Raw genomic sequence first — 12,075 nt, 5'->3', positions numbered from 1 at the left:
TCAGCGCCCTCCGGCCGGCCCGAGGGCGCGTTCGCCCTGCAGGGCCTGATACAGGGCCAGCAGGGCGGTCTGCGGCACTTTGTCGGTGCGATGCTTCAGATGCCGCCAGCCAAGCCGGCGGCAGACTTCGGCAAGGTCATGCTGGTGCGCGGCAAAACTGCTGCGCCATTCCTCGGCCAACGATTCGGCGCGTGGCGCGAGCATCGGACTTTCGCCTTCCAGCCCGAGAAAGCGGGTGCGGCCGCTGTAAGGGAAGTCTTCCTCGGCGGGGTCCACCAGCCGCAGCAGCGTTCCGCGCACGCCCATATCTGCAATGGCGCGCAGGCGTGCTGCAATTTCAGGTACCGGATAAAGGAAATCGCCGATCAGCACCACATGGGCATAGCGCGGCAGGGTCTGCACGGGCGGCAGGCTTGCCTCCGCGGTTTCGAAGCGTGACCGAATCAGACGTTCGGCGATGCGCTCCAGCACCAGCCGGCCGGCAGAGGGGCGCTGGGGATGGCCCAGCAGGGCTACGCGTTCGCCACCGCGCAGCAGCAGGCTGGCCAATGCCAGAAGCAGCAGATCGCCTCGTTCGTCCTTCTGCTCCTGGCCCTGGGGTGATTTCCAGCGCATGGATGGCGAGGGATCGCGCCAAAGCCATACGCTTTCAGCGGCCTCCCATTCGTTTTCCCGGATAAAGGCGTGGCTGCGCTTGGCGGTCTGGCGCCAGTCGATACGGGTGATCGCATCGCCGGGGCTGTAACGCCGGAACTGCCAGAAGGCATCGCCGGGGCCGACACGGCGGCGCCCATGCACGCCCTGTTCTACAGTGGCGGCGACCCGTTCCGCGGCAACCAGCAGGGGCGGCAGAAATGCCGCGAAATGTTCGGCGCGCTGGCGCCGGGCATTCGCTTGTGCCGCCCCGGCCGCTGCCGTCTGGTTCATCGCAACGGTTCGGTCAGCTTGCCGATGACGTCGGAGACAGTGACGCCTTCAGCCCGGGCGGCGAAGGTGAGCGCCATGCGATGGCGCAGGATCGGCCCAGCCAGCGCAAGAACATCCTCGATGGAGGGAGCCAGTCGGCCCTGCAGCAGGGCACGGGCGCGCACAGCCAGCATCAGCGCCTGGCTGGCGCGCGGACCGGGACCCCAGGCCACCAGATCATCCAGACCGGGTACATCGCTATCCTGCGGCCGGCCGGCGCGCACAAGATTGAGGATCGCCTCCACCACGTTCTCACCCACCGGTATGCGCCGCACCAGTCGCTGCGCCGCCATCAGATCCCCGGCGCTCAGCACGGTGGGGATGGCATCCTCGGAGGCGCCGGTGGTGGCGAACAGCATGCGCCGCTCCGCCTCGCGGTCGGGATAGCGCACGTCGATTTGCAGCAGGAAGCGGTCGAGCTGGGCTTCAGGCAGCGGATAGGTGCCTTCCTGCTCCAACGGGTTCTGCGTTGCCAGCACATGGAAGGGGGCGGGCAGTTCGTGGCGCTGACCGGCTACCGAGACCTGCCGTTCCTGCATCGCCTGCAGAAGGGCCGACTGCGTGCGCGGACTGGCGCGGTTGATCTCGTCGGCCATCAGCAACTGGCAGAAGACCGGGCCAGGCAGGAAACGGAAGGCGCGGCGGCCGGTCTCGCTTTCCTCCAGCACTTCCGAGCCGATGATATCGGCCGGCATCAGGTCGGGGGTGAACTGAACGCGCCGAGCATCCAGGCCCAGAACCCGGGCCAGGGTTTCCACCAGTTTGGTTTTGGCCAGGCCCGGCACGCCGACCAGCAGCGCATGCCCGCCCGCCAGCAGGGTGATGAGCGTTTCCTCAACCACCTCGTCCTGACCGAAGATCACCCGGCCGATCGCGTCGCGAGCGGTGGCGAGGCGGCCGCCGATCCGCTCGATCTCGGGAAGGATATGTTCGGCGGTATCGCTCAAATTGTGCATGGAAATGAGTATATAGTAGAAGCGAAATGAAAGCCCATATGTCTCATATGACAGTTCCCACGGCCAAAGCGCCCGGTCTCCAAGATGTGATCGCCCGGTTCGGCGGCGAGGCCGATCTGCGCAAAAAACCGCCAGTCCATCTGTGGAATCCGCCATTTTGCGGCGAAATCGACATGCGGATAGCCCGCAATGGCGACTGGTATTACATGGGCACGCCCATCGGGCGTCCGGCCATGGTCCGGCTGTTTTCCAGCATCCTGCGCCGCGAGCCGGATGACAGCTATGTGCTGGTCACGCCGGTCGAGAAATGCCGGATCAGGGTTGACGATGCCCCCTTTACCGCGGTCGAGCTGTCGGTTGCGGGCGAGGGGGATGACCGGCTGGTCGCCTTCCGCACGAATGTGGGGGATGTGGTGCCGCTGGATGCCGAACACCCGCTGCGCGTGGCGGTGAACCCGGCGACTGATGAACCTTCGCCCTATATCCTCGTGCGCGACCGGTTGGAGGCCCTGATCGGCAGGGCGGTATATTACGAACTTGTGAGTATGGCAGAGGAGACGGAACTGGAGGGGCGGCTGGTGTTCGCCGTGCGCAGCGCCGGGCAGTGGTTCCCGCTGGGAGACGCGGCATGAATGTAGACCCGCGTCTTGTCACCCAGGCCACGCCGCTGCTGGAACAACTTCGGCAGCGTTTGCAGCCGGTGCCGGCATTTGCCGATCTGCCGCGCGAATATCAGGCTGCTGCCAAGGGGGATTTCCAGCTCAATCCCGGCTTCGCGCCGCTGCGTACCGGTCCGCTGATGCCGGCGGCCGTTCTGGTGCCGGTGGTCGCTTACGACGACAACGAAAAAGTGATCCTGACGAAACGCACGGCGCATTTGAGCAATCATGCCGGCCAAATCAGTTTCCCCGGCGGCCGGGTCGATCATGACGATCCTGACGTGATCGCCACCGCCCTGCGCGAGACGGAGGAGGAGATTGGGCTCGACCGCAGCCATATCACTGTGCTCGGCGCCCTGGATCCCTATGTCACGGGCACCGGATTCGTTGTCGTGCCGGTGGTCGGGCAGGTACGGCCCGGCTTCAGCCTGCAACTGGCCCAGCACGAGGTGGCCGAAGTATTTGAGGTGCCGCTCGGCTTCCTGATGGATCGCCGCAACCACCAGCGCCACAAGGGCGTGTTCAATGGCGTGGAGCGGCAATGGTGGGCCATGCCGTATGGCGAATATTATATCTGGGGTGCCACCGCCGGCATGCTGAGAAACCTGCATGAAATGCTTCACGGTGTCATGGCCGGAGACCTTGCATGAGCCGGTTTATCGTCCATCTGCTGCCACTGCTTCTGCCTTTTCTGCTGTATGGTCTCTACATCTGGCATGTAAAGCGTACCGGCAAGGATGGCCCCGAGGCGACGCCATGGTTCTGGCTGGCTGCCATCGGCCTGATTCTGGTGATTGTCAGTTTCGTCGTCTGGGGTGCTTTTTTCGAGGAAGGGCTGGGTGATTATGTCCCCGCCCGACTAGAGGATGGCCGTGTCGTGCCCGGCCGCGTCGGCAAATGACGACGACCGCCCCGGATCATATTCCGCCACCGGAATGGATGGCGGCGCCTGCGACCCGTACCGTGCTGGCGGCTTTGGGGGCCGGTGGAGCGACGGTGCGATTCGTCGGGGGGTGCGTCCGCGATGCCATCCTCGGCCTCAGGCCCGATGATATCGACCTGGCCACGCCCGAGACGCCCGATGTCGTGATTCGCCGGCTGCAAAAGGCGAACCTGAAGGCGGTTCCGACCGGTATCGCCCATGGCACTGTCACGGCAGTGGTACCGCCGGCCACCTTCCAGGTCACCACCCTCAGGAGGGACGTGGCCACGGATGGCCGCCATGCCGAGGTGATGTTCGGCACCGACTGGGCCGAGGATGCCCAGCGGCGTGATTTCACCATCAATGCGCTTTATGCCGATGCCAATGGAAGGCTGCACGATTTCACCGGCGGCCGCGCCGATCTGGCGGCTGGCATCGTGCGGTTCATCGGCGATGCCGAACGCCGCGTTGCCGAGGATTATCTGCGGGTGCTGCGGTTTTTCCGCTTCCATGCCCGCTTTGCCGGGGGCGCCCCCGATGCCGCAGCGCTGGCCGCCTGTTCCGCGGCAAAGGATCGGCTGGATCGCCTGTCGGGCGAGCGGGTGCGCGACGAGCTGCTGAAAATCCTGGCCCTGCCGAATGCGGCCGTGGCCCTGGCGCTGATGCAGCAAAGCGCCGTGCTGCCGGCCCTGCTGCCAGAGGCGCGCTTCGACCCTGTCCGTTTCACGGCGCTGACGGCGCTGCAGGGCGACGTATCGGAACAGGGCGGGCCGCAGGCAGAGGTCTGGCCTCGGCTGGCCCTGCTGCTTCCTGCTGGCGATGGGCCGATCACGGAACGGGTGGCGGAGCGGCTGCGCCTGTCCAATGCCCAGCGCTTGCGGCTGGAGGGACTGCTGGCGCCGCCCCCCTTCGACATGGCGGCTCTGGAAGACGATGGAATTTTCGCTGCCGCGCTGTACCGCCATGGCGCAGAACGCTGCCGCGACCACGCTCTGCTGCTCGGATCCGCCAATCCGCAGAAACGTGATCTCGTCATCCGTCGCGCGGTGGCCACCGCTGCGTGGCAAAGGCCGGTCTTTCCCCTGCGCGGGGCCGACATTCTCGCGGTCGGGTTCTCGCCAGGGCCGACGGTAAGCGCATTGCTCAAGGAACTGGAAAGCTGGTGGGCGGCAGGAGGTTTCCGGGCCGATCGCGAAGCCTGTCTGGCGCATCTGCGCTCGCGGGTGCGAACCACCGCCCAAGGATCATAATCCGGATGGGTTTTCCGGATTAAGTCTATGTTTTATATAGTGTTTGAACTGTGGAAGGGGTGCTGTCAGCTTATGTTGGGACAGCAGTCCGATGCGGGAATAATTAAACCCTAAAAAGAACTCGAGCTCCACGTCGGCGCCGTAAACCCGGACGTCGATGTGGAGCTCGAGGCCAAACTATAAAACTCTAGGACTGATTACTTCTTGGCAGCCTTCTTCTTGGCAGCCTTCTTCTTGGCCTTCGGCGCCTTCTTGGCCTTCGGGGCCTTCTTCGCCTTCACAGCCTTCTTGGCCACCTTCTTCTTAGCGGCCTTCTTCTTCGCAGCCATGTTCTCCTCCATGGATTAGAATGCGGTTCTCACCGCAACGAAGTTTCGGGAAATGTTTCCCGAACAAGTGTATCTGTAGCACAACGTCGCGGCATTAACCACTAAATCTTGCGTAGTACTAAAAAATCCTTAATAGCGGGGGCGAATCCATCGCCGCGAAGAGGACGTCGCACGAACGAAAAAGCATCGCGCAAGTAATTCTCGGATGAAGACTTGAGAAATTAGAGACATATAAAAAAGCCGCGTGGAATGCGGCTTTTTTTGATTAGGGCCATTTCACCATCGGCGGCATCGACATCAGGATTGCTTCCGTGTTGCCGCCGGTTTTCAGACCGAAAGTGGTGCCCCTGTCGTAGAGCAAATTGAACTCGACATAACGGCCCCGACGGATCAGTTGATGCTCTCTTTCGGCCTCCGACCACGAATCATTGAGGTGCCGGAGGACGATTTTTGGGTAGGTTTCAAGGAACGATTCGCCGACCGTTTTGGTGAAGGCGAAATCGCGTTCCCAATCACCGCTGTCGAGCTGGTCGTAGAAAATGCCGCCCACCCCGCGCGGCTCTTCGCGATGGGGCAGATAGAAATAATCGTCGCACCATGCCTTGAAGCGGGGGTAGTAGTCCGGATCGAAGCGGTCGCAGGCTGCCTTCAGGGCGGCGTGAAAGATGCGGGTATCCTCCTCGTCGGGCACCATCGGCGTCAGGTCGGCGCCGCCGCCGAACCAGGCCTTCTTGGTCACCAGGAAGCGAGTGTTCATGTGTACCGCGGGGACTTTCGGCGACTGCATATGGGCCACCAAGGATATCCCCGAGGCCCAGAAATGCCCGTCATCGGCCGCACCTGGAATTTGCTTGCGGAATTCGGGCGAGAATTCCCCATGCACGGTCGAGACGTTGACGCCCACTTTCTCAAAGACGCGGCCGTGCATCACGCTCATCACGCCGCCGCCGCCGCCCGGGCGATCCCAGCTCTTACGTTCGAACCGGCCGGCCGGCCGGTCGTTCAGGGGGCCCTGCAGCTGATCTTCCAGAGATTCAAACGCGGCGCAGATGCGGTCGCGGAGGGATTCGAACCACCCGCGCGCCAGGGCTTGGCGCTTGACGGTTTCGGCGGGTTCAGCGGTCGTCATGGCATCGGATCTCCCGGGGTCAGGCGCGGCGCGGGAAGGCATCGAGCTGGCGCAGAGCCTCCCCCAATACCATGGCTGCGGCGGTTGCGACATTAATGGAGCGTAGCCCGGGTTTCAGCGGGATCAGCAGACGGGCATCCGCGGCCGCGTGCACGTAGTCGGGCGCGCCTTTGCTCTCCCGCCCGAGCAGAAGGATGTCGTCGGGGGCGAACTGGAAGTCGGTATAGGGAATCGCCGCCTTGGTGGTCATCAGGACCAGCCGCCCGGCCGGGCGTTCGGCCTTGAAATGCTCCCAGCTGGCGTGGCGGATTATGTCGGCCTGTTCCAGGTAATCCATGGCGCTGCGCCGTACGGCCTGAACAGAGAAGGGGAAGCCGCAGGGCTCGATCACATGCACCGGCACCTCGAGGCAGGCGCCAAGGCGCAGAATCGTGCCCAGGTTCGGCGGGATGTCGGGTTCAAACAGGGCTAGCCGCATGGGGTGCTTCGCTGGATCGGAGTTGAGCCGGTTTTTTCGCGGTTTGCCGGCGCGATTCCAACCCCAACACCCCTGCGGCAACCTGTCGCATGCTTCCGGCTAAGCGCTGGACTTCGCCCACATATAGTGAGAAATATCCCCTCTCGTTTCCAAGTCCTTATTATCTTCGAGGGAGCTATGGCAGGGACAGCGACCCAAAAGGCCGGCACTGAGCCGACCCGCCGCGACTTTATTGTCGTCGCCGCGGGGGCATTCGGCGCCGTAGGGGCGGCCGCGGCCGTCTGGCCGTTCATTCATCAGATGAATCCGTCGGCCGACGTGCTGGCGCTGTCGAGCACCGAGGTCGATCTGAGCCAGATCGTCGCCGGCCAGAGCGTCACCATCCTGTGGCGCGGCAAGCCGGTCTTCGTGCGCCATCGCACCGCCGCCGAGATCGAGCAGGCCCGCAAGGACGACACCGCCGCGCTGCCGGATCCGCAAAAAGACGCCGACCGTGTCAAGAAGCCCGAATGGCTGGTCATGATGGGCGTTTGCACGCACCTGGGTTGCGTGCCGCTCGGCCAGAAAGGCGAGTATGGCGGCTGGTTCTGCCCGTGCCACGGCTCGCACTACGATACCTCTGGGCGTATCCGGAAGGGCCCTGCACCGCTGAACCTGCCGGTTCCGGAGTACGCCTTCCTGAATGATACCCGCATCCGCATCGGCTAAGGACCCCACCGATGGCTGACAATAATTCCGGCTTCTACGCCAACCCGCTCGTCAAGTGGATCGAATACCGTCTGCCGGTCTTCTCCACCATCGACCATATGGTCGGGACCCAGTATCCGACACCGAAGAACCTCAGCTACTGGTGGAACTTCGGTTCGCTGGCCGGCCTTTGCCTGGTCATCCAGATTCTCACCGGTATCGTGCTGGTGATGCATTATACGCCGCATACCTCGATGGCATTCGACTCCGTCGAGCACATCATGCGCGACGTGAACTATGGCTGGCTGCTGCGCTACATGCATGCAAACGGCGCTTCGATGTTCTTCATCGTGGTCTACATCCATATCTTCCGTGGCATGTACTACGGCTCCTACAAGGCCCCGCGCGAAATCCTGTGGTGGCTTGGCCTGATCATCTTCCTGCTGATGATGGCGACCGCGTTCATGGGTTACGTGCTTCCCTGGGGCCAGATGAGCTTCTGGGGCGCCACGGTGATCACGAACCTGTTCTCGGCCCTGCCGCTGGTCGGCGAGCCGATCGTCACCTGGCTGTGGGGTGGCTTCTCGGTCGATAATCCGACCCTGAACCGCTTCTTCTCGCTGCACTATCTGCTGCCGTTCGTGATCGTCGGTATCGTGATCCTGCACGTTCTGGCCCTGCATCAGCATGGCTCGAACAATCCGCTGGGCATCGACACCAAGGGTCCGCAGGACCGCATCCCGTTCCATCCCTATTACACCGTCAAGGATGCGTTCGGGATCGGCGTGTTCCTGATCTTCTTCAGCTTCTTCCTGTTCTATGCACCGAACTTCCTCGGCCATCCGGACAATTACATCCCGGCCAACCCGCTGGTGACGCCGGAGCACATCGTGCCGGAATGGTACTTCCTGCCGTTCTACGCGATCCTGCGTTCGGTGCCCGACAAGCTGGGCGGCGTGTTGCTGATGTTCGGCGCGATCCTGATCCTGTTCGTGCTGCCTTGGCTTGATACCAGCAAGGTGCGCTCGGCCAAGTTCCGGCCGATCTTCAAGCAGCTCTTCTGGGTCTTTGTGATCGCCTGCGTCGGCCTCACCTACGCTGGCGGTCAGCCGGCCGAAGGCCTGCCGCTGATTATCGGCCAAGTCTGCACTGTGTATTACTTCGCCCATTTCATCATTTTGCTGCCGCTGGTCGGCTGGTTCGAAAAGCCGCTCAAGCTGCCGGCTTCGATCAGCGAGCCGGTGCTGAAGGCTTAAGGCGGGGGATCGGACAATGAAAATGATAAACCTGCGTGCGATCCTTGCCGCGCTTGCCTTCGGCGTTTCGGCTCCGGCTTTCGCGGCTGGTCCCGCCATCGAAATTCCGTCGCATGACTGGAGCTTCGAGGGTCCGTTCGGCACTTTCGACCGCGCCGAACTGCAGCGTGGCTATCAGGTCTACAAGGAAGTCTGCGCCGCCTGCCATGCCATGAAGTATGTGGCGTTCCGCAACCTGCGCGACATCGGCTTCAATGAAGCTGAGGTGAAGGCCCTGGCTGCCACCTTCCAGGTAACGGACGGCCCTAACGACTCGGGTGAGATGTTCCAGCGTCCCGGCCTGCCGCAGGACCGCTTCCCGTCGCCCTTCCCGAACGAGAAGGCGGCGCGCTCGGCCAATGGCGGTGCCTATCCTCTCGACCTGTCGCTGATCGCCAAGGCCCGTGCCGGCGGCCCGGAATACCTGCGGGCCTTGTTGATCGGATACCAGGATCCGCCGGCGGGCTTCGAACTCGGCGAGGGGCTGCACTACAATGCATACTTCCCTGGCCACCAGATTGCGATGCCCAAGCCGCTGAACGAAGACCAGGTGACCTATGCCGATGGCACCAAGGCAAGCGTCGAGCAGATGGCGCATGACGTCTCGGCCTTCCTGATGTGGGCTGCCGAGCCCAAGATGGAAGACCGCAAGCGGATGGGCCTGAAGGTCATGATCTTCCTGGTCGTGCTGACTGGCCTGTTCTTCGCGGCCAAGAAGCGCATCTGGGCCAAGCTGCACTAACCGGTCCTTATCCGGGCGAAAGGCCGCCGGAAACGGCGGCCTTTTTTGTTGCGCGGGATGGGGTGGTTTGCTTAAGTCGCGCGCGGCAATCCGGCCTTTTCGGCCCATTCAACACAGCAGGAGCAGCGGCCATGGCGCTCAAGGCAAAGAAGGCAGGCAAGTCGAAAAAGACGGCCTCGCGCCGCAAGGCAGCCGTTGCGGCCAAAACCCGGGTGCCGGCTAAAGTCAGGCCCAAACCCGCGAAAAAATCGACCAGGCGCCGGGCGACTGAGACGGAAGGCGCCAGCGCTGCAGCCGTCGGCATTGCCAGGGCGGCGGCCCGTTCGGTTCGCGGCGGCGTGAAGGCAGCCGGTATTCCCAAGCCCCATGTCGTCAGGCCTGGCGAGCCAGTACGCATCGGCGTGCTGGGAGGCAGCGGTATCTATGGCATGGCAGGCCTGAAGAACACCAAATGGCGCAAGGTGGCCACGCCATGGGGAGATCCGTCGGACGAATTGCTGTTCGGCACGCTGGATGGCGCGGAACTGGTGTTTCTGCCCCGCCATGGCCGTGGCCATGTCCATTCGCCATCCGAAGTCAATTACCGCGCCAATATCGATGCGCTCAAGCGCGTCGGGTGCCATGACGTGATTTCGGTCTCGGCTTGCGGGTCGTTCAAGGAGGCATTGGCGCCGGGTACCTTCGTGATCGTCGACCAGTTCATCGATCGTACCTTCATGCGGCAGAAGAGCTTCTTCGGCACCGGACTGGTGGCTCATGTCTCGGCGGCACACCCGGTCTGCCACCGGCTGGGCGATGCGTTGGAGGCGGCTGCCAGGGATGCCGGCATTACCGTGCAGCGCGGAGGCACCTATCTGTGCATGGAGGGGCCGCAGTTCTCGACCCAGGCAGAGAGTTTTCTCTACAAGAGCTGGGGCTGCGACGTGATCGGCATGACCAATGCGCCGGAGGCCAAGCTGGCCCGCGAGGCCGAGCTCTGCTACGCCTCGGTCGCCATGGTCACCGATTACGATTGCTGGCATCCAGACCATGATCACGTCGATGTCGCGTCGGTAATCCGCGTGCTGCTGGACAATGCCGAGAAGGGGCAGAGTCTGGTGGCCCATGCCGTGCCGCATCTGAAGCAGCGGCCTGAACACTGCCATCAGGGCTGCGACCGTGCGCTGGATACCGCGCTGATCACCGCTCCGGAAAAGCGCGACCCAGCACTAATCAAGAAACTTGATGCGGTCGCCGGCCGCATCCTCAAGGCTTGAAGAAGGACCCCGATCGCCATGCAGGGCATCAAGGACAAGATCCGTACCATTCCCGACTACCCGAAGCCGGGCATCATGTTCCGCGACATCACCACGCTGCTGCAGGATGCACGTGGCTTCCGCAAGACCGTCGACGAAATGGTGCAGCCATTCGCCGGCACCCGCATCGACAAGGTGGTGGGGATTGAAGCGCGTGGGTTCATTCTGGGCGGGGCGATTGCGCACCAGCTTTCTATCGGCTTCGTGCCGGTGCGCAAGCGCGGCAAGCTGCCCTCCAAGACCCTGGCGCAGGAATACCAGCTTGAATACGGCACAGATGCGATGGAAATTCACATCGACGCCATACAGCCGGGCGAGCAGGTGCTGGTGGTCGATGATCTGATTGCCACCGGCGGTACAGCCGAAGCCGCAATCAAGCTGATTCGTGCCCATAAAGGCGTGGTGATCGGCTGCTCGTTCATCATAGACCTGCCCGAACTCGGTGGCCGCAGGCGGCTGGAGGCCCTGGATGTGAAGGTGTTGTCGTTGTGCGAGTTCGAGGGCCACTGATTTGGCACACCGCATTACCGGCCTGGATCATACCGTTCATGCCGTTGCCGATCTTGAGGCGGCAAAGGCCAATTGGCAGCGGCTGGGCTTTACGCTCACGCCGCGAGGCCGTCATATCGGCTGGGCCACGGGCAATTATTGCATCATGTTTTCGAACAACTACCACGAACTGCTCGGCATTGCCGAGCCGGGTGGATATACCGCAGGATTGGAAGATGCGTTGAAAGCCCGGGGCGAGGGGCTGCAGAAGGTGGCTTTCGCAACCGATGATGCGATGGCGGCCGCAATCGAGATGGCGGCTTCGGGCCTTAATCCGTCTGAACCGCAGAGCCTCAAGCGAGAACTGGAACTGCCGGCGGGTACCGTCTTGCCCGCCTTTACGCTGCTGATGCTGCCTGCCGAGGCATCGCCACAGCTATCAGCTTTCCTGTGCCAGCACCTGACGCCGGAGCTTTTGCGCAAGCCGGAATGGCTGCTTCATCCCAATGGCGCCCAGAATATCAACGGGATCGTGGTGGTGACAGATGATCCGCCGGCGCTCGAACCGCAATATGAAACCTTGATCGGCGCCGGCAGTGCCGTGCGCACCGATCGCATGCTGGCGGTGCGCGCTGGAGACGAGTCGATCCTGTTTGTCACGCCCGATGATCTCGACACGCTGTTTCCCGATATCGAACATCCGGCCCGGCCGGCACCTTATATTGCCGGGCTGCGACTGCGCGTGCATAACACCGATGCGGCGGCAGGCTATTTCAGCGCCGTGGGCATAGACCATGCGCGCAGCATGGACGGCACCGTGCTTGTGCCGGCCGCGGCTGCCAATGGCTGCTTCCTGGAATTTTCCAGCCGACCCTGAC

15 protein-coding genes are annotated in these 12,075 nt (G+C 62.9%); 10 read left to right on the top strand and 5 right to left on the bottom strand.

Features of this window, described 5'->3' with window-relative positions:
• On the bottom strand, positions 1-927 hold the full coding sequence (locus ACK4FK_RS01210; protein ID WP_409739984.1) for a DUF58 domain-containing protein: 927 nt from the start codon (positions 925-927) through the stop codon (positions 1-3).
• The gene (locus tag ACK4FK_RS01205; protein ID WP_409739982.1) at positions 924-1,922 is read right to left on the bottom strand and encodes an AAA family ATPase; all 999 of its coding nucleotides are present in this window, start codon (positions 1,920-1,922) and stop codon (positions 924-926) included. Before ACK4FK_RS01205 ends, ACK4FK_RS01210 begins: the two co-directional genes overlap by 4 nt.
• A 47-nt stretch (positions 1,923-1,969) precedes the next feature.
• On the opposite strand from ACK4FK_RS01205, the gene ACK4FK_RS01200 reads away from it, so the two are divergent.
• From ACK4FK_RS01200 to ACK4FK_RS01185, 4 genes are read left to right on the top strand one after another with little or no spacing between them, the layout of a single operon-like run.
• The gene (locus tag ACK4FK_RS01200; RefSeq protein ID WP_409739979.1) at positions 1,970-2,554 is read left to right on the top strand and encodes a DUF1285 domain-containing protein; all 585 of its coding nucleotides are present in this window, start codon (positions 1,970-1,972) and stop codon (positions 2,552-2,554) included.
• Positions 2,551-3,231 carry a CoA pyrophosphatase gene (locus ACK4FK_RS01195; protein ID WP_409739976.1) on the top strand — a complete coding sequence of 227 codons (681 nt, stop codon included), beginning with the start codon at positions 2,551-2,553 and terminating at the stop codon, positions 3,229-3,231. The genes ACK4FK_RS01200 and ACK4FK_RS01195 overlap by 4 nt, the downstream gene beginning before the upstream one ends.
• The gene (locus ACK4FK_RS01190) at positions 3,228-3,482 is read left to right on the top strand and encodes a DUF6111 family protein (protein WP_409739973.1); all 255 of its coding nucleotides are present in this window, start codon (positions 3,228-3,230) and stop codon (positions 3,480-3,482) included. Before ACK4FK_RS01195 ends, ACK4FK_RS01190 begins: the two co-directional genes overlap by 4 nt.
• The gene (locus ACK4FK_RS01185) at positions 3,479-4,753 is read left to right on the top strand and encodes a CCA tRNA nucleotidyltransferase (RefSeq protein WP_409739971.1); all 1,275 of its coding nucleotides are present in this window, start codon (positions 3,479-3,481) and stop codon (positions 4,751-4,753) included. Before ACK4FK_RS01190 ends, ACK4FK_RS01185 begins: the two co-directional genes overlap by 4 nt.
• Before the next feature lie 197 nt (positions 4,754-4,950).
• Here ACK4FK_RS01185 and ACK4FK_RS01180 read toward each other — a convergent pair whose 3' ends face one another.
• The 3 genes from ACK4FK_RS01180 to ACK4FK_RS01170 all read right to left on the bottom strand — a co-directional run bounded on the left by ACK4FK_RS01180 (position 4,951) and on the right by ACK4FK_RS01170 (position 6,689).
• Positions 4,951-5,082, bottom strand: coding sequence for a hypothetical protein (locus ACK4FK_RS01180; RefSeq protein ID WP_409739968.1), 132 nt, complete (start codon positions 5,080-5,082; stop codon positions 4,951-4,953).
• Between the two features lie 265 nt (positions 5,083-5,347).
• Positions 5,348-6,211 carry an oxygen-dependent coproporphyrinogen oxidase gene (hemF, locus tag ACK4FK_RS01175; protein WP_409739965.1) on the bottom strand — a complete coding sequence of 288 codons (864 nt, stop codon included), beginning with the start codon at positions 6,209-6,211 and terminating at the stop codon, positions 5,348-5,350.
• Between the two features lie 19 nt (positions 6,212-6,230).
• Positions 6,231-6,689 carry a tRNA (cytidine(34)-2'-O)-methyltransferase gene (locus ACK4FK_RS01170; RefSeq protein ID WP_409739962.1) on the bottom strand — a complete coding sequence of 153 codons (459 nt, stop codon included), beginning with the start codon at positions 6,687-6,689 and terminating at the stop codon, positions 6,231-6,233.
• A gap of 177 nt (positions 6,690-6,866) precedes the next feature.
• Between ACK4FK_RS01170 and petA the strand changes: the two genes are divergently transcribed.
• The 6 genes from petA (at position 6,867) to ACK4FK_RS01140 (ending at position 12,074) form a co-directional block, all read left to right on the top strand.
• The gene (gene petA / locus ACK4FK_RS01165; protein WP_409739959.1) at positions 6,867-7,397 is read left to right on the top strand and encodes a ubiquinol-cytochrome c reductase iron-sulfur subunit; all 531 of its coding nucleotides are present in this window, start codon (positions 6,867-6,869) and stop codon (positions 7,395-7,397) included.
• A gap of 11 nt (positions 7,398-7,408) precedes the next feature.
• Positions 7,409-8,632: a cytochrome b gene (locus tag ACK4FK_RS01160; RefSeq protein ID WP_409739957.1), complete on the top strand. Its 1,224-nt coding sequence runs from the start codon at positions 7,409-7,411 to the stop codon at positions 8,630-8,632.
• A gap of 16 nt (positions 8,633-8,648) precedes the next feature.
• Complete coding sequence (locus ACK4FK_RS01155) at positions 8,649-9,413, top strand: cytochrome c1 (protein ID WP_409739954.1); 765 nt, start codon at positions 8,649-8,651, stop codon at positions 9,411-9,413.
• A 353-nt stretch (positions 9,414-9,766) separates the two neighbouring features.
• Positions 9,767-10,669 (top strand): S-methyl-5'-thioadenosine phosphorylase, encoded by a 903-nt coding sequence (locus ACK4FK_RS01150; RefSeq protein ID WP_409740643.1) that lies wholly within the window; start codon positions 9,767-9,769, stop codon positions 10,667-10,669.
• A gap of 18 nt (positions 10,670-10,687) precedes the next feature.
• Positions 10,688-11,218, top strand: coding sequence for an adenine phosphoribosyltransferase (locus ACK4FK_RS01145; protein WP_409739952.1), 531 nt, complete (start codon positions 10,688-10,690; stop codon positions 11,216-11,218).
• Between the two features lies 1 nt (position 11,219).
• Positions 11,220-12,074, top strand: a complete 855-nt coding sequence (locus ACK4FK_RS01140; protein WP_409739949.1) for a VOC family protein — start codon at positions 11,220-11,222, stop codon at positions 12,072-12,074.
• Position 12,075 lies beyond the last annotated feature (1 nt).

The organism is Ferrovibrio sp., assembly GCF_046297895.1.
GTDB lineage: Bacteria > Pseudomonadota > Alphaproteobacteria > Ferrovibrionales > Ferrovibrionaceae > Ferrovibrio.
The sequence above is the reverse complement of the archived record's forward strand: the minus strand, read 5'-3'. Positions and strand labels throughout refer to the sequence as shown.